Consider the following 23,240-nt stretch of genomic DNA (forward strand, 5'->3'; position numbering starts at 1 on the left):
TCGGGCCGATGATAATGGGCCGCGCACTTGACGGCTTGCGCTCGATCAAATCCTATCCGCCGCGACCTTCCGGAGTTTCGTTCATGTCCGTCGACGACAGGCCTACGCTCAGCGCTCCTGACGACGATCCCTGGCTCTGGCTGGAGGAGATCGAAGGCAAGCAGGCGCTCGATTTCGTCACGCGGCAGAACAGCCTGACACTCGACGCGTTCGGCGGAGCGGCCTTCGCGCGCGATCGCGACATCCTCGCGGCGATCTACGATCGTCCCGACAACATTCCCTATGTCAGCCGCCGCGGCACCGAACTGCACAATCTCTGGAAGGACGCCACCAACCCGCGCGGCCTGTGGCGGAAGACTTCCCTCGCGGAGTTTCGCAAACCGCATCCGACGTGGGAAATCATGCTGGATGTCGACCAGCTCGCGGCACGCGAAGGCGAGGACTGGCTGCTGAGCGGCATCACCACGCAGCCGGGAAGCGCGCGCGCCATTTTGGGGCTGTCGCGCGGTGGCAGCGATGCCGTCACCTTGCGGGAATTCGACCTCGACACCAAGAGTTTCGTTGCGGACGGATTTGCGCTGTCGGAAGCCAAGGGCGGCGCCGATTGGCTCGATGCCGACACGCTGCTGCTGTCGAGCGCCCATGGCGAAGGCATGGCGACGAGCTCGGGATATTCCCGGACGGTTCGACTGTGGCGGCGCGGCCAGCCTGTCGATCAGGCGCAGGTGATCATCGAGACCACGGCCGATCATATGGCGATCTCCGGCATCGTCGACGACACCGCTGCGGCCCCGCGCAGCTGGATCGTCGACCAGATCGACTTCTTCAATCATGCGCTCTGGCTGCGCGACGCAGACGGTGCGACGACGAAGCTCGATCTGCCGACCGGCATCTGGTTGCAGGCGCATGGCGACTGGTTCGCGATGAAGCTGCGCGAAGCCTGGTCGATCGAGGGCAAGACCTATGCCGCCGACACCGTGCTCGGCATGTCGCTCTCGGCGTTCCTCGCCGGCAGCCGCGATTTCGCGGTGCTGTTCGAGCCGGAACCTCGCCGCGCCCTGCAAGGCCTGTTCTGGACCGGAGGCAAGCTGGTGCTGTCGATCCTCGACGAGCTCCAGCCGCAATTCGAGATCTGCACGCCGTCGGCCACAGGCTGGAGCCGCGCGTCGCTCGGCGGCCTGCCGCAGATCGGCGTCGTCGACATCTGGCCGCTGGATCGCCATCCCTCCGAGAGCAATGGCGACCTGCTTGCCAATGTGCAGGATCCGCTGACGCCGCCGTCGTTGCTGCTGATCGAGCGCGGCGTCGCGAGCCCGACCGTCTTGAAGCAGGCGCCGAAAACATTCAACGCCGACGGCCTCGTGGTGACCCAGCACGAAGCGATCTCGACCGACGGCGAACGCATCCCCTATGTACAGACCGGCCCCGCCGGCGAGACCGGCGATGCACCGGTCTATATGAGCGCCTATGGCGGCTTCGCCCATTCGGTGAAGCCGTATTACAACCCGTCGCTCGGCAAGCTGTGGCTGGAGCGTGGCGGCACCACGGTGCAGGCGAATTTGCGCGGCGGCGGCGAATTCGGCACGCGCTGGCACGATGCCGGCCGGCTCGCCGGCAAGAAACTGTCGCACGACGATTTCGCCGCCGTTGCCGCCGATCTCGTCCGCCGCGGTGTGACGACGGCAAAGCGCATCGCCGCGCAGGGCGGATCGAACGGCGGCATCCTCATCACCAACATGCTGGTGCGATACCCCGAACGTTTCGGCGCGCTGTTCTGCACCATCCCGCTGATCGATATGCGCCGCTACACGAAGCTGCTCGCCGGCGCGAGCTGGATCGCGGAATATGGCGATCCCGACAAGCCCGAGGAGTGGGACTGGCTCAAGTCCTACTCCGCCTATCACAACGTCAAGGCCGGCCAGCCGTATCCGCCGATCCTGATCGCCACCACGCGACGCGACGACCGTGTCCATCCCGGGCATGCGCGCAAGATGGCGGCAAAGCTCCAGGCCATGGGCTACGAGGCCTGGTTCTACGAGCCTGAAGCCGGTGGCCACGGCTACGGCAAGGACAACAAGGAGCGCGCCGGGTTCGAGGTGATTGGCTTTCGGTTCTTAAAGGACAAGATCGGGTGGAAGGACGAGGGCTAGCGTTTGCGGCGCTGACATCTCCGCACGGTCATGGCCGGGCTTGACCGGGCCATCCACGCCTTAGCTGGTGCACGAAGAACGTGGATGCCCGGGACAAGCCCGGGCATGACGACCTCCTATCGCGCGAATACCAAGGTCAGATTGTTCGCGGGCATGTCCATCGTATCGACAAGGCGAAGACCAACGCCGCGGGCAAGCGCCTCGACATCGGCGATGTCACGCACGCCCCAGTCGGGATTGCCTTCACGCAGGGAGGTGTCGAACACCGCATTGCTGAGCGCGATGTGCTTGCCGCCGCGCTTGAACGGGCCGTAGAGGAACAGCTTGCCGTCGGCCCGCAAATAGCGGCCGGCGCCGGCGAACAGACCCTCGGCGACGCTCCATGGCGCGATGTGGATGACATTGGCGCAGAACAATGCGGCAAGACTCGACGGCCCCTGCCCGCTTTTCATCTCCGGGCACCAGTCCGGATCGGTGAGATCGATCCGCAGCGGCGAGCGGATGTTTTTGAGACCTGAATGAACGCGCCAGGCCTCGATGCTCTTGAGGTGGCGCTGGTTGAGATCGCTGGGCCACCAGATCAGGCCGGGCGTGTGACGGGCGAAGTAGACCACGTGCTGGCCGGTTCCGCTGCCGAGCTCGACCACGTTGCCGGTGCAGCCGGCGAGATGCCGTTCCAGTGCCGCCCAGAGCGGCTCGTGATTGCGATGAAATGCCGGCGCATCGAGCCGCCCATCCGACTCGACCCGACCGCCATCCCTGCCGAATTCGACGACATATTCAGCCAAGTGAGGTCCCCTTGAAAAAACGAGAACGCGATGAAAACAGGTTGAGCGCCCAAACGCTCAGGAAACAGCCGGCCCGCGCCACGGTCCCTAACTCTCGGACCAAGCCGGCTGAACAAATAATCTCTTTAGTTGCAATCGGGAAGATATTAACTCCATTTTGTCGCGTGGATAGTCTTGATTGTCAGGCGGCGCCCTTTGTGCTTTGGAACGCTTCTATTTCGTAATCGAGACCATCGCATAACGCCTCGGAATAACGCCTTGACCGCCTTTTCCCGGACGCCCGTTCTGTTCATCTTGCTGGCCATTGCAGCCGGCCTCGCCACCCCGGCGTGGGCGCAGTCCGCTGTGGCCGACGGCCAGAAACTCGCTTTCGACCGCGGCAAGGGCAATTGCCTGACCTGCCATGTCATCAGGGGTGGCGACCTGCCGGGAACGATCGGGCCGGAACTGAAGGACCTCAAGGCCAAGTACCCCGATCGCAACGAACTGACCGCGATCATCTTCGACGAGACCAAGCGCAATCCGCAGACCATGATGCCGCCGTTCGGCCGGAACCGGATTTTGACCGAACAGGAGATCAGCGCGATCGTTGATTTCCTGCAGACCCTGTGACTTCAGGCATGCCACGAGATTTGGTTGGGAGACCAGAGATGACCACACTCACCGGCCCAAGCGCGACGCGGCGCCTGATCCTTCAGGGCGCAGCCTCGGTCGCGTTGCTCGGCCTCGGCAATCTGCCGTTCGGCGCCGCGCCCGCGCGCGCCGCGGCCAACGACAAATATCCGGAAGAGGCGTTCAAGCAAAAGAGCGAGGCTGACGCCATCAAGGCGCTCTACGGCAAAACCGCCGAGCCGTCCGACAAGGTCAAGCTGGACGCCCCCGAGATCGCCGAGAACGGCGGTGTGGTGCCGATCTCGGTGACGACGACACTCGACAAGGTCACCTCGATTTCATTCTTCGTGGCCGAGAATCCCAGCGCGCTGGCCGCCAGCTACAGGATTCCCGAAGGCACGATCCCTGCTGTCGCCAACCGGCTGAAGATGGCCAAGACCACCAACGTGGTCGCGATCGTGGAGGCCGACGGCAAGCTCTACAGCGCGACCAAGGAGGTCAAGGTCACCGTCGGCGGCTGCGGCGGCTAAGCGAGGAAGATCGAGATGGCATCCAGCATTCGCGTCCGCGCCACCACCAACGGCGACATCACCGAGGTGCAGGCGCTGATCCAGCACCCGATGGATACCGGCTTCGTCAAGGACGCCAAAGGCGAACTGATCCCGGCGCATTACATCCAGCAGCTGAAATTCGAATGTAACGGCAAGGACGTCTTCGTTGCCGATTGGGGCACCGCGGTCTCGAAGGACCCCTACGTCAAGTTCAGCTTCAAGGGAGCCAAGAAGGGCGACGATCTCAAGGTCTCCTGGACCGATAACAAGGGTGCGTCGGACACGACCACTGCGAAGATCTCGTGATGAAGGCCCGCACCACCATCCTGCTTGGTTCGTTGAGCGCCGCGCTCGTCGCGTTGGCCCTCACCTCTCCACGCGTGGTGGCGGCCGACAAGGTCGATCCCATCGCCGATGCCAAGGCGTTCCAGAACTTCTTCTTCCAGAAATTCCCTGATGTGAAGCACGAGGATTTCGTCAACGGTCCTTATTCCATGAACGAGGACATGAAGCGGCAGTGGCAGGAGAAGGAGGAATTCCCGCCCTACGAGTTTGCGCTCGACGCCGGCAAGGAGATGTTCGCCACCCCGTTCAAGAACGGCAAGACCTATGCGGACTGCTTCCCGAACGGCGGCATCGGCATCCGCCAGAACTATCCTTATTTCGACGAGAAGGAAGGCAAGGTCGTCACGCTGGAGCTGGCGCTCAACCGCTGCCGCGAGGCCAATGGCGAGGCGCCCTATTCTTACGTCAAGGACGAGATGGCCTCGCTCACGGCGTACATGGCCTTCACCTCGCGCGGCAAGCCGATGGACATCAAGATCCCCGACGATCCTCGCGCGCTCGCGGCATTCGAGAACGGCAAGCGCTATTTCTACACCCGCCGCGGCCAATTGAATTTCTCCTGCGCGAGCTGCCATGTGCAGAGCCCGGGTGAGCGCATCCGCGCCGAGATCCTGGCGCCGGCGCTTGGCATTCTGAACGCGATGCCGATCTACCGCTCCGAATGGAGCGGCATGGGCACCACCAGCCGCCGCTTCGTCACCTGCAACAGCCAGACCCGCGCGGTTCCGCTGGAGCCGCAGGCGGATGAATATCGCGACGTCGAATATTTCCTGTCCTACGTCGCCAACGGCCTGCCGATATCGGGACCGGGAGCGCGGCCATGAAGCTGTCACTCCCTTTCGTCCGGCTGCTTGCCTTGCTGCTTACCCTCGGGCTCGCGCCGGCGGCGCGCGCGGCAGATGAGGCAGACTACAAGGCGGCCTTTGCCGCCGCCGAGGCCGCCTCCAAGGAGGCCGCCGGCATGCGCAACCAATGGACCGTGACCGTCTCGACGCTGGCCGCCGCAAAGAAGGCGGCCGATGGCGGCGATTTCGACCGCGCCGTGGCCGCAGCCAGGGAGGCCGAGGCGCTGGCGAAGGCGTCGATCTTCCAGGCGATTTCCGAAAAAGAAGCCTGGAAGGCGATGGAAATCCGTTAGACTGTTCGCTTGTGCAACAGCCTTGCGACCGTGAGAGGGCGCGGAGAATTTCTGGATGGCGATCCGCCGCCGCGATTTCCTGAAGAATGCAGGCCTTGCTGCCGCATCGCTGAGCCTGCCGCGGCTTGCGCTCGGTGCTGAGGCTGCGAGCATTTACGACCTCGAACGGTTCGGCAATGCGCGCATCCTTCACCTCACCGACACGCATGCGCAACTCAATCCAGTCTATTTTCGCGAGCCCAGCGTCAATATCGGGATCGGCGAGATGGCGGGACGGCCGCCGCATCTGGTCGGCCGCGCCTTTCTCGACCGTTTCGGCATCAGGCCCGACAGCGCGGATGCCTATGCCTTCAGCTGCTTCGAGTTCGAGAAGTCCGCAGGCCGCTTCGGCAAGCTCGGCGGCTTCGCCCATCTGAAGACGCTGATCGACCGCTTGCGTGGCGATGTCGGCGAAAAACGCTCCGTGCTCGTTGACGGCGGCGACCTCTGGCAAGGCTCGGGACTTGCCAACATCATGCAGGGCCGCGACATGGTCGAGGCCGCAAACCTGCTCGGTGTCGAGGCGATGACCGGGCATTGGGAATTCACCTATGGCGAGCAGGCGCTGCGCGACAATCTCGCGCGCTTCAGGGGCGAGTTTCTGGCGCAGAACGTTTTTCTCACCGAGGAAGCCGCATTCAATGATGCCCCGGCCTTCGACAAGGCGACGGGACGCGTGTTCAAGCCCTCCGTGATCAAGGAGCTCGGCGGCCATCGCGTCGCGATCGTCGGCCAAGCCTTCCCTTACGTGCCGATCGCGCATCCCAAACGGTTCACGCCGGACTGGTCCTTCGGCATCCGCGAGGAAGAGCTCCAGAAGCATGTCGACGGCCTGCGCGGCACCGACAAGGTCGATGCGGTCATCCTGCTGTCGCATAACGGCATGGACGTCGATCTCAAGCTCGCAAGCCGCGTCACCGGTATCGACGTCATCCTCGGCGGCCATACCCATGATGCGATCCCGCAGCCCATCGCCGTGAAGAATGCGAGCGGCACGACGCTCGTCACCAATGCCGGCTCCAACGGAAAATTTCTGGCCGTGCTCGATCTCGCGCTCGACAAGGGCAAGGTCGGCGACGTCAAATATCATCTGCTGCCGGTCTATTCCGAGCTGTTGAAACCCGATCCCGGGATGGCCGAACTGATCGGCCGGTTGCGGGCACCCTTCGTCACCGACTGGTTGGAGAAGATCGCGACGCCCGATCGCCTGCTGTATCGACGCGACAATTTCGCCGGCCCGGTCGACGAGCTGATCTGCAGCGCGCTGCGCACCGAGTTCGACGCCGAGATCGCGCTGTCGCCGGGCTTCCGCTGGGGCGTCACCGGACTGTCCGGCCAGGCACTGACGATGGAGGATTTGCTCGCGGAAACCGCGATCAGCTATCCCGAGACCTATGTGCAGGAGATGACCGGCGCGGAGATCAAGGACGTGCTGGAAGACGTCTGCGACAACCTCTTCAATACCGATCCCTATTACCAGCAGGGCGGCGACATGGTGCGCGCCGGTGGGCTCAGCTACACCTGCACGCCGACGGCGACGATCGGCAGCCGGATCTCGGAGCTGAAGCTCAATGGCGGCAAGGCGCTCAGTGCCAGCCACCGCTACAAGGTCGCGGGCTGGGCCTCGGTCAACGGCCAGCAAGGCGCGCCGGTGTGGGATGTGGTGGCAAAATATCTGCGCTCGGGCCGGATGTTTCAGGAGCGGCTCGGCTCCGGCGTCACGCTAAAGGGCGTCGAGGGTAATCCGGGCATCGCAGGACAGGGATGATGCGGTCGCAAACCCTATCCGCGATGCTGCTGGCGCTGTTCGCCTGGGCGGCGATGCCACCGGCTTTCGCGCAGCAGGTGCCGCTCCAGGACAAGCCGTTCGCCGAGCACAAGATCGTGCTGCAGCTCTCCGATGGCGATGCCAGGAAGCAAGCTCTGGTGCTCAGCGTCGCCAACAATTTGCTGAAGGCCTACGACCCCGACAAGGTCGCAATCGAGGTGGTGGCGTTCGGTCCCGGCATCGACCTCCTGTTCACCGGCAGCGAGCGCCGCAAGCAGGTCGAGAGCCTGATCGCGCAAGGCGTACGCTTCGACATCTGCCTCAACACTGTCGACACGATCGAGCGGGAGACCGGCAAGCGGCCGGAGTTCATCCCTGCCGCTACGCCGGTGCAGGTCGGGGTCGGGCAGATCCTGTTCCTCAGCGAGAACGGATACACGGTGGTGAGGCCCTGAGCCTTTTGTCGGGGCGAAGCGTCGCGGCATACTCGGTGTCATCGCCGGCGAAGGCGGGCGATCCAGTACTCCGAGACCGCGAGGGGTACGGGAGGGCGCGGCGTACTGGATTCCCCGCCTTCGCGGGAATGGCAGCCGTGGCTAGGTGACGCCCACCCGCCCGTCACAGGAATAAAAATCTTCCAAATTTTCTTGCTTACACAGTGAATTGCTTCTCTTGTAAGCCCGAAATGTAATAGAATCTCGGGGTAGTTCACGCCGGGTCTTGCCATGATCTTCCGCCAGCTCTTCGACAGTGTTTCGGGCACCTACAGCTATCTCCTGGCGAGCCGCGCCGGCGGCGAGGCGCTGATCCTCGATCCCGTGCTGGAGAAGGTCGACCGCTACTGCCAGCTCCTGCGCGAGCTCGATCTCAAGCTGGTCAAGGCCGTGGACACCCATCTGCACGCCGACCACGTCACCGGCCTCGGCGAGCTGCGCGACCGCACCCATTGCATGACCGTGATGGGCGACCAGACCAAGGCCGACGTGGTGGCGATGCGGGTTGCCGACGGCGACAAGGTGACGATCGAGGGCCTGTCGCTCGACGTGATGTACACGCCCGGCCACACCGACGACTCCTACTCCTACTTGATGGGCGACCGCGTCTTCACCGGCGACACGCTGCTGATCCGCGGCACCGGCCGCACCGATTTCCAGAACGGTTCGTCGCGCGCGCAGTACGATTCGATCTTCAACCGCCTGCTCAAGCTGCCCGACGAGACCATGGTGTTCCCGGCGCATGACTACAAGGGCGACACCGTCTCCACCATCGGCGAGGAGAAACGCTACAATCCGCGGCTCCAGGTGCGCTCGGTCGACGACTATATCGAGCTGATGGCCAATCTGAAGCTGCCCAATCCGAAGATGATGGACGTCGCGGTGCCCGCCAACATGCATGTCGGCCTGCACCAGGAGGAGCTGGAGAAAGAGGGCCGCGTGCTCCGCGCCGTCGAGGCGATCCGCAGCCTCGGCCGTCCCGATATCCTGCTGGTCGATTTGCGCGAGACCAATGAGCGGATGAAGCACGGCATGCTCGAAGGCGCGCTGCATACACCCTATCCGTCCGTTGAGGACAGCCTCAAGCCCGGCGGCATGCTGCGCGAGGTCGCGGCCGCCACCGGTCGCCGCGTCGTGTTCTTCTGCGCCTTCGGCGAACGCTCTGCGATGGCTGTCGCCGCCGCCAAGGAGGCCGGGCTCACCAACACCGCCCACATCGCCGGCGGCATCGATGCCTGGAAGAAGGCCGGCGGGCCGGTGGTGCACTGACCGCCTTGAGATAAGTCAGGAACTGCACATATCTTCCGGATAGGTTTGGGCGCAGCATCACTGTCCGGGACCAGCCATGGCCAAGATCGGCAAGCCGAGCGCGCCGCCCAAAATTGCGGACGACGCGCCAGCAAAAGACAAGGCGAAGAAGCCTCAGCCTCCGCGCGACACCGAAGACGATGATTACGAAGACGGCGACATCGCGACACCAAAGCGCGACCGCTACGGGCCGGACGACGAGCCGTTTTGAGGGGCTCGTCTCTTGCCACGCTCTCAACTGTCGTCCTGCCCCGCGCTACTGCCATGCGCCTGCGTTCATGGACAAATAACCGCTCTGCCCGATAGTTTGCGCGTCTCCAAAGGACGTGAAACGGAACTGCAATGGTCGACGTTCTCGCCGCACCGCAGCAAGGCAAGGCGGACAGCGCGCTACGCACGCTGACGGGAATTTCGATCGCGCATTGGGTCAGCCATTTTCATCTGCTGGTCCTGCCGATGCTGTTTCCCTTCCTCAAAAATCAACTCGGCGTCGGCTACGTCGAGCTCGGCTTCGCGCTGACCGTGTCGGCCGTGGTGTCGGGGCTGACGCAGGCGCCGACCGGCTATCTCGTCGACCATTTTGGCGCGCGAAAGATTTTGCTGGGCGGCCTCACCCTCGGCGGCCTCGCGCTGATCCTGCTTGGCCTGCATCTCAGCTACACCTCGCTGATCGCCTGCGCCGTGCTGCTCGGGCTCGCCAACAGCGTCTACCATCCCGCCGATTACGCCATCCTCGCCGAGCACATGGACGAAGCGCGGATGGGCCGCGCCTTCTCGATCCATACCTTTGCCGGCTATTTCGGCGGCGCGGTGGCGCCGGCGATCGTCGCCGCGATGGTCATCGTGTCAGGCGGTGTCAGTGCGCTGATCGCATCGGGCGTGATCGGCGTTCTGGTCGCGGTGTTGCTGGTGACCATGAACATTCCCGATGCCGGCGCGCACAAGACCAAGCCAGGCACCGAGAACGCACCCAAACAGGCCGTGATCACGCCGGCGCTGATCACGCTGACGGCACTGTTCATGCTGCTCAGCCTGTCGGTCGCCGGCATCAACAATTTCGGCGTGGTGGCGCTGATGAGTGGCTATGGCGTGACCTATTCCGCGGCCAATGTCGCGCTCACCGCCTTCCTCGGTGCAAGCGCCGCCGGCGTGCTCGCGGGCGGCTTTCTTGCCGACCACACCGAGCGCCACGGCTATGTCGCCGCCGCCTGCTTCGCCGCGAACGCGGCGATCGTGCTGCTGATCGCGCTGGTCACGCTGCCGGGCTGGGCGCTGACCGCCACGATGGCGGCCGCGGGATTCCTCTCCGGCGTGATCGCGCCTTCGCGCGACATGCTGGTGCGCAATGCAGCACCTCCCGGCGCGGCGGGGCGCGCCTTCGGCATCGTCTCCACCGGCTTCAATCTCGGCGGCATCGTCAGCCCGCTGTTGTTCGGCTGGATTATGGACCAGAGCGCGCCGCATTGGGTGTTCGGCGCATCCGTGATCTTCATGGTCCCGACGGTGGTGCTGTCGCCGTTCACGGAGCGGAAGCGGCAAATCGCGGCTTGAGCAACAAACTCAATTGTCGTCCCGGCCTAGTGCGCAATTGCGCATAGGGGCCGGGGGTCCATAACCACGAATCGGAGTTGTGGCGCAAAGCTGCCAACTCCAAGTCTTCGCCAAACTAAAAATCGTGGTTATGGATCCCGGCCTTCGCCGGGATGACAGTTGTGATTGGGTTGGCTGAAGTGGCCCCTTACGTCGGCGACACCGCGCTCTTCAGCGGCGCTGCCTGCGGAGCAGCTCCACCGGTCAGCCTGGCCTTTTCCGTGTTGGGCCAGAGCAGGAGCAGCCCGAGCGCACCGGAGCCGACCATGATCGCGGCGTTGATGGTGAAGCCGGTCATGTAGCCGTCGAGCATGCTGCCGGCGCGCTGGATTACGCTGCCCATCACGAGCGGCGCGATGATGCCGGAAAGCGTATAGAGCGCACCGTAGATCGCGAGAACCGCGCCGCGCTGCGACGTCGGCGTGAACTCGCCGAGCATGGGCGGGCAGACGACGTAGATCGCGCCGCACAGGCCGGAGCCGACCACGAGCAGGGCGATCTGGAGGCCGGCACCTTGGACGTGCGGCATCATCGCGAGGATCAGGCCGCCGACGATCAGCGGCACAGAGCCGAGCACGCCGCGGGAGATCCGCGACGTGTAGCCGCGTGCCAGCATCACCTGCGAGATCCAGCCCGTGAGAATGACGATGGTCGCCCCGAACACCCAGGGCAGGATCGAGACGAAGCCCGCCTGAGACTGCGAGAAGCCGAGGCCCTTGACGATGAAGGGCGTGAACCAGGTGAGCCCGAGCGACAGCGCCCAATAGGCGCCGAAGGTCGCGGTCACACAGCCGATGAAAGTGCGCGATGTCAGAAGCTGGAGATAGGGTATTTTCGGTTCGATCACGGCCGATGCGTGGGTGTCCAGCGGGCCTTCCTTGCCGAGTGCGAGCCAGGCGGCGACCCAGATCAGGCCGACGATTCCAAGCGCACCGAACGCATAGTGCCAGGAATGATTGACGATGATCCAGTTCAGCGCCGGGACCGCCAGGATCACGCCAAAGGCCGAACCTTGCGACAGGATTGCGGTCGGCATCGTGCGCTTCTCGTCGGGGAACCATTTGTAGACTGCGTGCATCGCCACCGAGGCCGCCGGGCCTTCGCCGGCGCCGAGCACGATGCGGCAGATCAGGAGTGTGGTGAAAGAGACGGTGCCGACCATCGGAAACTGCGTCAGCGCCCAGATCACCGCGAGCGTCAACAGCACCCAGCGGGTCGGTACCTTGTTGACGATGAAGCCCACCACGATCGCCGAGATCGAGAACAGGAAGAAGAACGACGAGCCGAGCAAACCGAACTGCTCGGGCTCGAGCTTCAGCTCGGTCATGATCGGAACGCCCGCGAGACCGACGACGATCTTGTCGGCGAAGTTCACCAGCATGAAAAGAAACAGGAGAAATGTAACGGTCCAGGCGCCCTTTGGCGTTTGCTTTTGCGTTTCCTTCGACGTTTCCTTGGACATCCCCGTCATCTTGCCCGCCGCGGGCTGCGTTGCCTGAGCGCTCATCGTTCTCCCCGTCGTCCCTTTTTGGCACTTTTTTGATGTGGTCCTCTTAGGAGCTAACAACGGCTTCAATACCAACGCAACCCGGCATTTCCGCAGCAAGTGTGCTACGCAGCAATTCCGCAAATTCCGTCCGGCGCCATTCATCGTGCTGAGCATCCGAAACCTCTCCAAGACGTTCTCTTCGGCCGGTGAGCCGGTCCATGTCCTGCGCGGCGTCGATCTCGATCTCAAGGCCGGCGAACGCGTCGCACTGACCGGCGAGTCCGGCAGCGGCAAGAGCACACTGCTGCACCTGATCGCAGGGCTCGATGCCGCCGATGGCGGCACGATCCGACTGGAAGACACGGAGGTCACCAAATTGTCCGATGCGGGACGCGCGGGCCTGCGGCGCGACCGGATCGGCCTGGTGTTTCAACAATACAATCTGATCCCGAGTCTGTCGGTCGGGGATAATCTGGTGTTTCAGGCACGGATCGCCGGCCGGTACGACGAGGCTTGGTACAAGGAGCTGATCGAGCGTCTCGGGCTTGGCGGCCTGCTCAAGCGTTATCCAGAACAATTGTCGGGCGGACAGCAGCAACGGGTCGCGATTGGCCGGGCCCTGGCGACGAAGCCGTCGTTGCTGCTGGCGGACGAGCCGACCGGCAATCTCGACGAGGCCACCGCCGAGGACGTGCTGGCCTTGACGCGCGACCTCGTCACGCGCACCGGCTGCGGCTTTCTGATGGTGACGCACAGCCTGCATCTGGCCGCCGCACTCGATCGCCACGTCAACCTGCATGCCGGGCGGATCGCATGAGGCGCGCGCTCTGGGTCCTCGCCGTGCTGCTCAGCCATTGGCGGCGCCACAAGATGCAGTTCGCGACGCTCCTGATCGGGCTGATCGCGGCGACTGCGCTGTGGAGCGGCGTGCAGGCGATCAACCAGCAGGCCCGCAGCGCCTATGACCGCGCCGCGGCAACCTTCGGCGGCGCGCGCACGCCGATGCTGGTCGCGCCTGATGCCGCGACTTTTCCGCAGGAGCTGTTCGTCAAGCTGCGCCGCGCCGGCTGGCCGGTCTCGCCGATGCTGGAGGGACGGGTCCAGGTCAACGGGCGCTCGGTCCGGCTGCTCGGCATCGAGCCGGTGACGCTACCGGTCGATGTCGGCAACGCACCGCGCCTCGGCGCCGCCGATCTGAGCAGCTTCGTGGCGCCGCCGGGCCAGACGCTGGTGGCAAAGGAAACGTTGACCGACTTGCAGGAGCGGGAAGGCGCAGCGCCGCCGATCAGCAACGGCGCAATACTGCCGCCGCTGCGCGTGCTGCCGCAGCTCGTGCCCGACGTGCTCGTGGTCGATATCGGCGTGGCGCAGCGGCTGCTGAACAAGCCGGACCAGATCTCGCGGCTTCTGATCGGCAAGCCCAAGGGCAAGCCCGCGCCCTTAGCGAGCGTCGTCGGCGACCGCTTACAGCGGGTTGAGCCGGATGCGGAGACCGAGCTGGAGCGTCTCACCGACAGCTTTCACCTCAACCTCACCGCGTTCGGCCTGCTGTCGTTCTTCGTCGGTCTTTTCATCGTCAATTCAGCCGTCGGCCTCGCCTTCGAGCAGCGGCTGCCGATGCTGCGCACGCTGCGGGCCTGCGGTGCCTCGGCACGACTGGTCAACACCGTGCTGGTGGTCGAGCTCGTGGCGCTGTCGCTGGTCGCAGGCCTGATCGGGCTCGCCTGCGGCTATTTCATTGCAGCCGCGCTCTTGCCCGACGTCGCAGCATCCCTGCGAGGGCTCTACGGCGCGCAAATCCCGGGGCAGCTCAGCTTGCGTCCCGAATGGTGGCTCGCCGGGATCGGCATCAGCATTGTGGGCGCGCTTGTTGCCGCGGCGACCAGCCTGATCAAGGCTGTCAGGATGCCGGTGCTGGCGACCGCGCAGCCGCGCGCCTGGCAACAGAGGCAGAGCCGTTGGCTGATCCTGCAGAGCGGGGCTGCCTGCGCCGTGTTCGCCGTCGCGCTGTTGCTGCTCCAGTACGGGCAATCGCTGATCGCGGGCTTTGGCGTGCTGGCAGCGCTGATGCTCGGCGCGGCGTTGATCTTGCCGGCCTTCCTCGACATCATCCTGCAAACCGGGCAGCGTTTCGCGCGAAAACCGCTCGCGCTGTGGTTCTGGGCGGACAGCCGGCAGCAGCTCTCGGGATTGTCGCTGGCGCTGATGGCGCTGCTGCTCGCGCTCGCCGTCAATGTCGGGGTGTCCACCATGGTGGAAACGTTCAGCCGCACCTTCATCGGCTGGCTCAACGGGCGGCTCGCAGCCGACGTCTACATCAGCGCCTCCGACAATGCGAAAGGCGTCGCGATCCGCAACTGGCTGAAGGAGCGCAGCGATGTCCAGGCGATCCTGTCGGGCGGACGTGCCGAGGCGCAGGTGCAGGGCCAGCCGGTGGAACTGCTCGGCCTGCCCGATCACGCGCTCTATCGCGAGCGCTGGCCGCTGCTCGAAGCCGCACCCGGTGCCTGGACACAACTCATACCCGGCAATGCCGCTTTCATCAGCGAGCAGCTGAGCCGCCGCCTCAACGTCCGCGTCGGTGACGTCGTTGACGTCCCGGCGCCGGGCGGGACCTGGGAGCTCGACATCGTCGGCATCTATGCCGACTACGGCAACCCCAAGGGACAGCTGGCGGTGAATGTCGCGGCGCTGATCCGGCATTTTCCGCAGACGCCGCAGACGCGCATCGGTCTCATCGTCGCGAAGGAGAATATCCCCGGTCTGATCGCGGCGCTGCAGAAGCAGTTTGCGCTGGACGACCGCAGCGTCGCCGACCAGGCGACGGTGAAGGCGGAATCGATCCGCATCTTCAACCGGACCTTTGCGGTGACCTCGGCGCTGAACGCCTTCACCCTCGGCGTCGCCGGGATCGCGCTTCTGACCAGCCTTCTCACACTGGCGAACTCGCGCCTGCCGCAGCTTGCGCCGCTCTGGGCGATCGGTATCACGCGGCCACGCCTTGCCGCGATCGAATTGACCAAGACGCTGTCGGTCGCGCTGTTCACGTCTCTGCTGGCGGTGCCGCTCGGGCTGCTGGTGGCGTGGTGCCTGATCGCGATCGTCAATGTGAAAGCGTTCGGCTGGCGGCTGCCGTTCCATGTATTTCCGTTGCAACTGGTCGAGCTGGTGGCAGTCGCGCTGTTCGCCTCGTTGCTTGCCACCCTGCCGCCGATGATCCGACTTGCCCGGATGCAGCCGGCGAGCCTCGTCAAGGTGTTTGCCAATGAGCGCTGATGGGATTTCGCGGCGCACCTTCGCCGGCGGCATCGCCGCGCTCGCGGCAGTCCGCCGCGCAGGCGCGCAAGGCTATGCCGGGCTCGGCGAGACAGCCGACGGCTTTGCCAAGGTCACGCCGGGGAAGACGTTCGCCTTTCCGGACGATCACGGGCCGCATCCGGAGTTTCGCATCGAATGGTGGTATCTCACGGCGAACCTCGTCGATGCCAGCGGCGCGGCTTGCAGCCTGCAATGGACGCTGTTCCGACAGGCGACGCAGCCGGGGCCGCAGGGCGAAGGCTGGGCCAATCAACAGGTGTGGATGGCGCATGCCGCGGTAACGCGCGCCGACACCCACCGCTTCAACGAGCTGTTTTCCCGCGGTGGTGTGGGACAGGCCGGAGTCACGGCGAAACCGTTCTCGGCCTGGATCGACGATTGGGAGATGAACGGATCCGAGCGCACCGAAGATCGCGCTTTAGCGCCGCTGACGCTGAAGGCCTCGGGCGCCGACTTCAGTTACGTGCTGACGCTCGAGGCCGATCGTCCGGTGGTGTTGCAGGGCGCCGGCGGCTACAGCCGTAAATCGGAGCGCGGTCAGGCCTCCTATTATTACAGCCAGCCGTTCTATCGCGCCCGCGGCACGCTCACCATCGACGATAGGACGGTCGATGTTTCCGGCCAGGCCTGGATGGACCGCGAATGGAGCAGCCAGCCACTCGATGCCGACCAGACCGGCTGGGACTGGCTGTCGCTGCACCTGTCATCCGGTGACAAGCTGATGCTGTACCGGCTCCGGCAGAAGGACGGCAAAGATTATCCGTTCGGCAACTGGATCAGCGCGATGGGCGAGACGCAGATGATCGCGGGCGACGACATCCAGATGATGCCGAAAGCGACGGCTGAGGTCGCGGGACACAAGCTCCCGGTGGAATGGCAGATCGCGATCCCCTCGCGGTCGTTCTCGATCCAGTGCAAGCCGCTCAATCCACAGGCGTGGATGGGGACCGGTTTTTCCTATTGGGAAGGGCCGATCAGCTTTGCCGGTACGCATGACGGCGTTGGCTATCTCGAGCTGACCGGGTATTGAACCGGGACCTCTTCGAAGGGACTAGCGATGCATCACCTCACCGCCCTCGTCACGCTGCTGGCGATCCTGTTCTACTTCTTCACCTCCATCAACGTGTCGCGCTCGCGCACCAAAACCGGCGTCAAGGTGCCGGCAATGTCGGGCCATCCGGATTTCGAGCGCGCGTTCCGGATCCAGATGAACACGCTGGAATGGATGCCGATCTTCCTGCCGTCGCTCTGGCTTTTCGCGATTTACATCAGCGATTCCGGCGCAGCGGCGATCGGCGCGGTCTGGATCGTCGGCCGCATCGTTTACTTCATCGGCTATTCGAAGGCCGCCGCAAAACGCGGCCCGGGATTTTTTATTCAGGGTATCGCGGCCATTGCGCTGTGGGCGGGGGCGCTGGGGGCGGCGGTGCTGCGACTGGTGTGAGGCAGCCGACATACGGCCACTTGCCCCGCCGTCGTCCTGGCGGAGGCCTGGACCCATAACCACAGGACACGGTTATGGGCACGATGGCGGCGACAGCTTGTTTCAACAAGCGGCTGTCGGGGTAATGGGTCCTGGCTTTCGCCAGGACGACATAGAGATCCTCACTTCGTCAGCGGGCAGCCGCTCTCCTTGGCAGTGAAGAACGCCTTCTCGCCGGGAACGACCGCGAGCTGCTTGTAATAGTCCCAGGGCTTCTTCGATTCCGCGGGCTTCTTGACCTCGAACAGATACATGTCGTGGACCATGCGGCCGTTCTCGAGCACCTTGCCGCCTTGCGCGAAGTCGTCGTCGACCGGCAGCTCCTTCAGCTTCTTGGCGACCGCATCCGGATCCTTGGACCCGGCGGCCTTGACCGCCTTGAGATAGCTCAGCGTCGCCGAATAGGTGCCGGCCTGGATCATGTTCGGCATCCGGCCGGTGCGCTTGAGAAAGCGTTCGCCGAGATGGCGCGTGCGGTCGTTGATGTCCCAGTAATAGCCCTCGGTCAGCACCAGGCCTTGCGCGGCCTGCAAGCCGAGGCCGTTCACTTCGGCGAGCGTCATCAAGAGGCCCGCGAGCTTCTGGCCACCGGAGACGATGCCGAACTCGGACGCCTGCTTGATCGAATTGGTGGTGTCGAGGCCGGCATTGGCAAGGCCGACGATCTTCGCCTTCGAGCTCTGCGCCTGGAGCAGGAAGGAGGAGAAGTCCGAGGAGTTGAGCGGCACGCGCACCGAACCGAGCACCTTGCCGCCATTGGCGGTGACGATCTCGCTGGTGTCCTTCTCCAGCGCGTAGCCGAAGGCGTAGTCCGCGGTGAGGAAGAACCAGCTGTCGCCGCCGGCCTTGGTCAGCGAGCCGCCGGTGCCGACACCGAGCGCGCGGGTGTCATAAGCCCAGTGGAAGCCATAGGGCTGGCAGGCATCGCCGGTGAGGCGCGAGGTCGCAGCGCCGACGACGATGTCGATCTTCTTCTTTTCCTTGGAAAGCTCGTGGATCGCGAGCGCGACCGATGAGGTCGTCAGCTCCGTGATCATGTCGACGTTCTCGACATCGTACCAGCGGCGCGCGATCGAGGTCGCGAGATCCGGCTTGTTCTGGTGGTCGGCGGTGACGAGCTCCACCTTCTGGCCCAGCACCTCGCCGCCGAAATCCTCGATCGCCATCCGGGCGGCCTCGACCGACCATTTGCCGCCGTAATCGGCGTAGACGCCGGACTGGTCGTTGAGGATGCCGATCTTGACGCCTTGCGCAGAGGCCGGCGCGGCCAGCAGCAAAGCCGAAATTGCGACAGCGGCCAAAAGTGCTGATTTCATCTGTTAGCTCCCAGCAGTTTTCTGTTTTGAAATCGCGCGGATACTAGTGAAGAACCCCGGCGGTGCCCATCCATTGCATGTTGGTCGTTAGTATGAAGGGCGTGCCAAGCAAACGGCGTCGTCCCGGCCTAGTACGCAATTGCGCACGGGGGCCGGGACCCATACCGCGGAATCCCTCGGTTGCGGTCGGTAGGAGTACCGAACGACGAATCTTCACTAAACCACGTTCGAGGGTTATGGGTCCCGGCCTTCGCCGGGACGACAGCGTGAATATTGAAGGGTCGGTGGCGCGCCATTTGATACTTATCAGCCCACCGCCTTCGGCTTCCCCTCGTTCTTCCCCTCGGCCAGGTTCCGCACCACCACATAGAAGATCGGCGTGAACAGAAGCCCAAACAGGGTGACACCGATCATGCCGAAGAACACGGCGACGCCGACGGCTTGCCGCATCTCCGAGCCCGAGCCGGACGAGATCACCAGCGGCAAGACGCCGAGGATGAAGGCGAAGGACGTCATCAGGATCGGCCGCAGGCGCAGGCGGCAGGCGTCGATCACGGCCTCCAGCCGCGGCTTGCCTTCTTTCTCGATGTCGCGCGCGAACTCGACGATCAGGATCGCGTTCTTTGCCGCCAGCCCCACCAGCACGACGAAACCGATCTGGGTGAGGATGTTGACGTCCTGCCCCATGATGCGCACGCCGATGGTGGCCGCCAACAGGCACATCGGCACGATCAGGATCACCGCGAACGGCAGGGTCCAGCTGCCGTATTGCGCGGCAAGCACCAGATAGACGAACAGCACGCAGATCGGGAATACGTAGAGACCCGCATTGCCGCCCGTGATCTGCTGGTAGGACAGATCGGTCCACTCGAAGCTGAAGCCACTCGGGAGGGTGTCGTCGGCGAGCTTCTTGATCGCGTTGAGCGCGGTGGTCGAGCTGGTGCCCGGCGCCGGCTCGCCCTGCAGCTCGGAGGCCGCGTAGAGATTGTAGCGCGCGACGCGGTCAGGGCCGGAAACGTCCTTGAACTCGACCACGCTGCCGAGCATCACCATGTCGCCGGAGGCGTTGCGCGTGCGCAACCGCGAGAGATCGCTCGGCTCTTTCCGGAACGGGAAGTCGGCCTGCGCGGTGACGTGGTAGGTGCGGCCGAACAGGTTGAAGTCGTTGACATAAGTCGATCCGAAATAGGTCTGGATCGTGTCGTTGATGCCGGCGATGGGAACGCCGAGCTTCTGCGCCTTGGTGCGGTCGATGTCGACGAAGAGCTGCGGCGTATTGGCCGAGAACGGCGAGAACACGGAGGGAGCGAGCAGCGAGGGCGATTTGCGCGCCGCGGCGACAAGCTCGTCAGTAGCCGCGGCGAGCATCTCCGGCCCACGGCCCTGGCGGTCCTGGATGCGGATGGTGAAGCCGCCACCGGTGCCGATGCCGGGCACGGCCGGCGGCGGAATCACGATGATGAAGGCACCCTGAATCGCGGCCAAGCGTTTGCGCAGCTCGACCGTGATGGCGTTCGCAGACAATCCTTTCTTGATCCGCGCCTCGGGCTCGTCGAACACTGGGAAGAGCGCCGCCGCGTTGCCGGCCTGCGTCCGCGTCGCGCCGGAGAAGCCGGCGAAAGCGGCCACGCGGATGATACCCGGCGTATCCAGCGCGATCCGCTCGATCTCGCGCACGACCTCGGTGGTGCGCGCCAGCGAAGCGGCGCCCGGCAATTGCACGGAGATGATGACGTAGCCGCGGTCCTGCGCCGGAATAAAGCCTTGCGACGTGGTGGCGATCAGCCAGCCGGCGCTGCCGATCAGCACGACGTAGATCAGGATCATCACCGCCGAATGCCGGATCACGAAATTGGCGAGGCCGGCGTAGCCATGCGCGAGACGGTCGAACACGCGGTTAAACACGCCAGTGAAAGCGTTCCAGCCGCGTGCAACAAGATTCCAGCGCGCGGGCGGCCGTTTCTCCTCGTGGGGGACGAGGAGAAGCGAGGCCAGCGCCGGCGATAGCGTCAACGAGCAGAAGCAGGAGATTGCGGTCGCGACCGCAATGGTGACGGCGAATTGCTGGAAGAACTGACCCGAAATTCCGCCCAGAAATGCGGTCGGGACGAACACCGCGCACAGCACCAGCGCGATCGACACCAATGCGCCGCCGACCTCCTCCATGGTCTTCAGCGCGGCATCGCGCCGGCTCATGCCATGCTCGAGATGCCGCTCGACATTCTCGACCACCACGATGGCGTCGTCGACCACGATACCGACGGCGAGAACGAGCCCGAACAGCGTGAGATTGTTGATCGAGAAGCCGAGCGCCGCCATCACCGCGAAGGTGCCGACCAGCGAAACCGGAATCGCGATGATCGGAATGATCGCGGGACGCCATCCCTGCAGGAACACCAGCACGACGACGACCACGAGCAACATGGCCTCGTAGATGGTCTTGATCAGCTCGTGGACGGACTGCGCGATGAACTCGGTCGGGTTGTAGCCGATATTGAAGTCGAGGCCTTTCGGAAAGGTCTCCTTCAGCTTCGTCATGGTGTCCGAAATGTTCTTCGCGGTCGCGAGCGCGTTCGATCCCGGCCGCTGCGTCACCAGCATGGCGACCGCCGATTTGCGCAGCAGGAAGCTGTTGGTGGAGTAGGCGAGAGCACCAAGCTCGATACGGGCGACGTCGCGCAGGCGCACCGTGCGGCCGTCGGAGCCGGCCTTGATCAGGATGTCCTCGAACTGCTTCTGGTCTTTCAATCGCCCGGTGAAGGTGAGGTTCGGCTGGAAGGCGCGGTCGGCGATCGGCGGTTCGGCGATCTGGCCGCCCGCGATCTGCACGTTCTGCGCGCGGATCGCGGCGAGCACCTCGGTTGCGGTCAGGCCGAGATTGGCGATCCGGTCAGGATCGAGCCATAGCCGCATCGAATAATCGCGCGCGCCGAAGATCTGGATGTCGCCGACGCCGTCGATCCGCAGCAGCTGATCGCGGACCTGGAGCAGCGCATAGTTGGAGATGTAGAGCTGGTCGAACGTGTCGTCGGGCGACAGCATGAACACGACCATCAGGATGTCGGGCGAGTTCTTGCGCGTGGTGACGCCGTTGCGCTGAACCTCTTCAGGCAAACGCGGCTGCGCGATCGCAACGCGGTTCTGCACCAGCACCTGGGCTTTGTCGAGATCGGTGCCGAGCTTGAAAGTGACGGTGATGGTGAGCTGGCCGTTCGAGGTCGCCTGGCTGTAGAGATACAGCATGTCCTCGACGCCGTTGATCTCCTGCTCGATGGGTGCGGCAACCGTGTCGGACACGGTCTGCGCGGAGGCGCCGGGATATTGCGTGGTGACGACGACGGTCGGCGGCACCACTTGCGGATATTCGGAGACCGGCAGCGTGGTATAGGCCAGCGCGCCGACGATCAGCAGCACGATCGACAGCACCATCGCCAGGATGGGCTGGTTGATGGAGAGACGGCCAAGATTCATGATTTGCCACCGGCGGGCGCTGGTGCCGTCTGCGGTGCGACCTTGGCACCGACGCGGGCGCGCTGGATGCCGTTGACGATGACGCGGTCGTCCGCCTTCAATCCCTCGCGGATCACGCGCAGGCCCTCGTCGAGCGGTCCGAGCGTCACGGGACGCGCCTCGACGGTGTCGTCCGGCTTGACCACGAACACGATCTTGCGGGACTGGTCAGTTGCGACCGCAACGTCGGGGATCAGCAGCGCTTCATAGGGCGCGCTGCCGATCAGTCTGATACGCCCGAACTGACCGGGCAGGATCGAAAGATCGGTGTTCTTGACCACGGCGCGGCTGCGCAGCGTGCCGGTGGAGACATCGAGGCGGTTGTCGAGGAAATTGATGCTGCCTTCACGGGATGGTTTCGTCTCGCCGGCGAGCGTCACCTGCACCGGGTTCGCCGTATCGCGCGAACTCGGGCGGCGGCCTTCGAACCACAGCTTGCTGTATTTGATGAAGGTCGCCTCATCCATGTCGAAATAGATATAGATCGGGTCGAGCGTCACGATCGAGGTGAGCAGCGTCGACGTTCCGGTATCGCTGCCCTGCACGAGATTGCCAGGGCTGACAAGGTGGCGGCTGACGCGGCCGGTCAGCGGCGCCGTCACATGCGTGAATTCGATATTGAGCTTGGCGACTTTGAGCGCACCCTCGGCCTGTGTTTCGGCAGCGTGCGCAGCCTGCAAGGCCTGACGGCGCTGATCGACCACCTGCTCGGAGACGGCGCTGGTCTGCACCAGGCTCAAACCGCGATCGAGCTCCCGCTTTGCAAGCTCCACCTTGGCACGGGCATCGGAAAGCTGCCCCTCGGCCTGCGTGGCCACCGCCTCGAACGGACGTGGGTCGATGACGTAGAGCAGATCGCCCTGACGCACGATGGCGCCATCCTGGAATTCGACAGAGTTGACGAACCCGCCGACGCGCGGGCGGACCTGCACCTCCTCCATCGCCTCGAAGCGGCCGGTGAACTCGTCCCAATCGGTGACGGTGCGCTTGACCGGTTGGGCGACGGTTACCGGCGCCGGCGGGGGAGCGCTCGCTTGCGAGGCCGGCTGGCCGCAACCGGTGAGCACGAACGCCGCGGCGAGAAGGCCGACGATGGCGTAAGGCCGAGGCGAAACGAAATCGTGCGTTTTGACAAATTGCTCGCTTCCGTCCGGTCCAGTCATCCCAGGTCCTCGCATCAAAGCCGCGGAAAAAGCAGGGTACGCCTGTACCCGCGGGCGCCACAAGATGGGTGGCAATGATGAACTCTTCAAGACCAAAGCGCAGGCAATGCTCGGAGGAATGCCCTGGCCGGATGACGGGTTGACAGGGCTTGTTGGCCTCTCCCCGTAAGCCGGGAGA

At 64.3% G+C, this 23,240-nt stretch carries 20 protein-coding genes; 15 read left to right on the forward strand and 5 right to left on the reverse strand.

Translation table 11 applies throughout. The features are described from left to right. The first annotated feature begins 83 nt into the window (after positions 1-83). Positions 84-2,150: a prolyl oligopeptidase family serine peptidase gene (locus IVB54_RS37705; protein ID WP_026233064.1), complete on the forward strand. Its 2,067-nt coding sequence runs from the start codon at positions 84-86 to the stop codon at positions 2,148-2,150. Positions 2,151-2,266: 116 nt separating this feature from the next. Here the strand turns inward: IVB54_RS37705 and IVB54_RS37710 are convergent, their stop codons facing one another. Next, the gene (locus IVB54_RS37710; protein WP_018455989.1) at positions 2,267-2,938 is read right to left on the reverse strand and encodes a DUF938 domain-containing protein; all 672 of its coding nucleotides are present in this window, start codon (positions 2,936-2,938) and stop codon (positions 2,267-2,269) included. Positions 2,939-3,196: 258 nt separating this feature from the next. On the opposite strand from IVB54_RS37710, the gene soxX reads away from it, so the two are divergent. The 10 genes from soxX to IVB54_RS37760 all read left to right on the forward strand — a co-directional run bounded on the left by soxX (position 3,197) and on the right by IVB54_RS37760 (position 10,744). Beyond that, a complete protein-coding gene (gene soxX, locus IVB54_RS37715) occupies positions 3,197-3,550 on the forward strand; it encodes a sulfur oxidation c-type cytochrome SoxX (protein WP_018455988.1) in 354 nt (117 codons plus the stop codon). A 38-nt stretch (positions 3,551-3,588) separates the two neighbouring features. After that, positions 3,589-4,080: a thiosulfate oxidation carrier protein SoxY gene (soxY, locus tag IVB54_RS37720; protein WP_018455987.1), complete on the forward strand. Its 492-nt coding sequence runs from the start codon at positions 3,589-3,591 to the stop codon at positions 4,078-4,080. 15 nt (positions 4,081-4,095) lie between these two features. Further along, positions 4,096-4,407 (forward strand): thiosulfate oxidation carrier complex protein SoxZ, encoded by a 312-nt coding sequence (soxZ, locus tag IVB54_RS37725; protein ID WP_018455986.1) that lies wholly within the window; start codon positions 4,096-4,098, stop codon positions 4,405-4,407. Beyond that, the gene (gene soxA / locus IVB54_RS37730) at positions 4,407-5,270 is read left to right on the forward strand and encodes a sulfur oxidation c-type cytochrome SoxA (RefSeq protein ID WP_018455985.1); all 864 of its coding nucleotides are present in this window, start codon (positions 4,407-4,409) and stop codon (positions 5,268-5,270) included. The genes soxZ and soxA overlap by 1 nt, the downstream gene beginning before the upstream one ends. After that, on the forward strand, positions 5,267-5,584 hold the full coding sequence (locus IVB54_RS37735) for a hypothetical protein (protein WP_018455984.1): 318 nt from the start codon (positions 5,267-5,269) through the stop codon (positions 5,582-5,584). The genes soxA and IVB54_RS37735 overlap by 4 nt, the downstream gene beginning before the upstream one ends. Before the next feature lie 55 nt (positions 5,585-5,639). Continuing rightward, positions 5,640-7,391, forward strand: a complete 1,752-nt coding sequence (gene soxB, locus IVB54_RS37740; protein ID WP_018455983.1) for a thiosulfohydrolase SoxB — start codon at positions 5,640-5,642, stop codon at positions 7,389-7,391. After that, positions 7,388-7,846 carry a hypothetical protein gene (locus IVB54_RS37745; RefSeq protein ID WP_018455982.1) on the forward strand — a complete coding sequence of 153 codons (459 nt, stop codon included), beginning with the start codon at positions 7,388-7,390 and terminating at the stop codon, positions 7,844-7,846. The genes soxB and IVB54_RS37745 overlap by 4 nt, the downstream gene beginning before the upstream one ends. Before the next feature lie 270 nt (positions 7,847-8,116). After that, positions 8,117-9,154 (forward strand): MBL fold metallo-hydrolase, encoded by a 1,038-nt coding sequence (locus IVB54_RS37750; protein ID WP_018455981.1) that lies wholly within the window; start codon positions 8,117-8,119, stop codon positions 9,152-9,154. Between the two features lie 76 nt (positions 9,155-9,230). Then, positions 9,231-9,404, forward strand: a complete 174-nt coding sequence (locus IVB54_RS37755; protein ID WP_018455980.1) for a hypothetical protein — start codon at positions 9,231-9,233, stop codon at positions 9,402-9,404. 131 nt (positions 9,405-9,535) lie between these two features. Then, positions 9,536-10,744, forward strand: coding sequence for an MFS transporter (locus IVB54_RS37760; protein WP_247776994.1), 1,209 nt, complete (start codon positions 9,536-9,538; stop codon positions 10,742-10,744). 187 nt (positions 10,745-10,931) lie between these two features. On the opposite strand, the gene IVB54_RS37765 is transcribed toward IVB54_RS37760, so the two are convergent. Next, on the reverse strand, positions 10,932-12,290 hold the full coding sequence (locus IVB54_RS37765; protein ID WP_247776995.1) for an MFS transporter: 1,359 nt from the start codon (positions 12,288-12,290) through the stop codon (positions 10,932-10,934). Between the two features lie 145 nt (positions 12,291-12,435). On the opposite strand from IVB54_RS37765, the gene IVB54_RS37770 reads away from it, so the two are divergent. The 4 genes from IVB54_RS37770 to IVB54_RS37785 are packed head-to-tail and all read left to right on the forward strand — an operon-like array spanning position 12,436 to position 17,034. Then, positions 12,436-13,089: an ABC transporter ATP-binding protein gene (locus tag IVB54_RS37770; protein ID WP_018455977.1), complete on the forward strand. Its 654-nt coding sequence runs from the start codon at positions 12,436-12,438 to the stop codon at positions 13,087-13,089. After that, positions 13,086-15,548: an ABC transporter permease gene (locus IVB54_RS37775; protein ID WP_018455976.1), complete on the forward strand. Its 2,463-nt coding sequence runs from the start codon at positions 13,086-13,088 to the stop codon at positions 15,546-15,548. The genes IVB54_RS37770 and IVB54_RS37775 overlap by 4 nt, the downstream gene beginning before the upstream one ends. After that, the gene (locus IVB54_RS37780; RefSeq protein WP_247295944.1) at positions 15,538-16,620 is read left to right on the forward strand and encodes a lipocalin-like domain-containing protein; all 1,083 of its coding nucleotides are present in this window, start codon (positions 15,538-15,540) and stop codon (positions 16,618-16,620) included. Before IVB54_RS37775 ends, IVB54_RS37780 begins: the two co-directional genes overlap by 11 nt. A 27-nt stretch (positions 16,621-16,647) precedes the next feature. Then, complete coding sequence (locus IVB54_RS37785; protein WP_018455974.1) at positions 16,648-17,034, forward strand: MAPEG family protein; 387 nt, start codon at positions 16,648-16,650, stop codon at positions 17,032-17,034. 161 nt (positions 17,035-17,195) lie between these two features. Here the strand turns inward: IVB54_RS37785 and IVB54_RS37790 are convergent, their stop codons facing one another. From IVB54_RS37790 to IVB54_RS37800, 3 genes are all read right to left on the reverse strand, one after another. Continuing rightward, positions 17,196-18,389 carry an ABC transporter substrate-binding protein gene (locus tag IVB54_RS37790; RefSeq protein WP_026233063.1) on the reverse strand — a complete coding sequence of 398 codons (1,194 nt, stop codon included), beginning with the start codon at positions 18,387-18,389 and terminating at the stop codon, positions 17,196-17,198. Between the two features lie 306 nt (positions 18,390-18,695). Continuing rightward, the gene (locus IVB54_RS37795) at positions 18,696-21,860 is read right to left on the reverse strand and encodes a multidrug efflux RND transporter permease subunit (protein ID WP_018455972.1); all 3,165 of its coding nucleotides are present in this window, start codon (positions 21,858-21,860) and stop codon (positions 18,696-18,698) included. Then, on the reverse strand, positions 21,857-23,062 hold the full coding sequence (locus IVB54_RS37800; protein WP_018455971.1) for an efflux RND transporter periplasmic adaptor subunit: 1,206 nt from the start codon (positions 23,060-23,062) through the stop codon (positions 21,857-21,859). Before IVB54_RS37800 ends, IVB54_RS37795 begins: the two co-directional genes overlap by 4 nt. Between the last annotated feature and the right edge of the window lie 178 nt (positions 23,063-23,240).

It is taken from the genome of Bradyrhizobium sp. CW1 (genome assembly GCF_023100665.1).
Lineage (GTDB): Bacteria > Pseudomonadota > Alphaproteobacteria > Rhizobiales > Xanthobacteraceae > Bradyrhizobium > Bradyrhizobium canariense_D.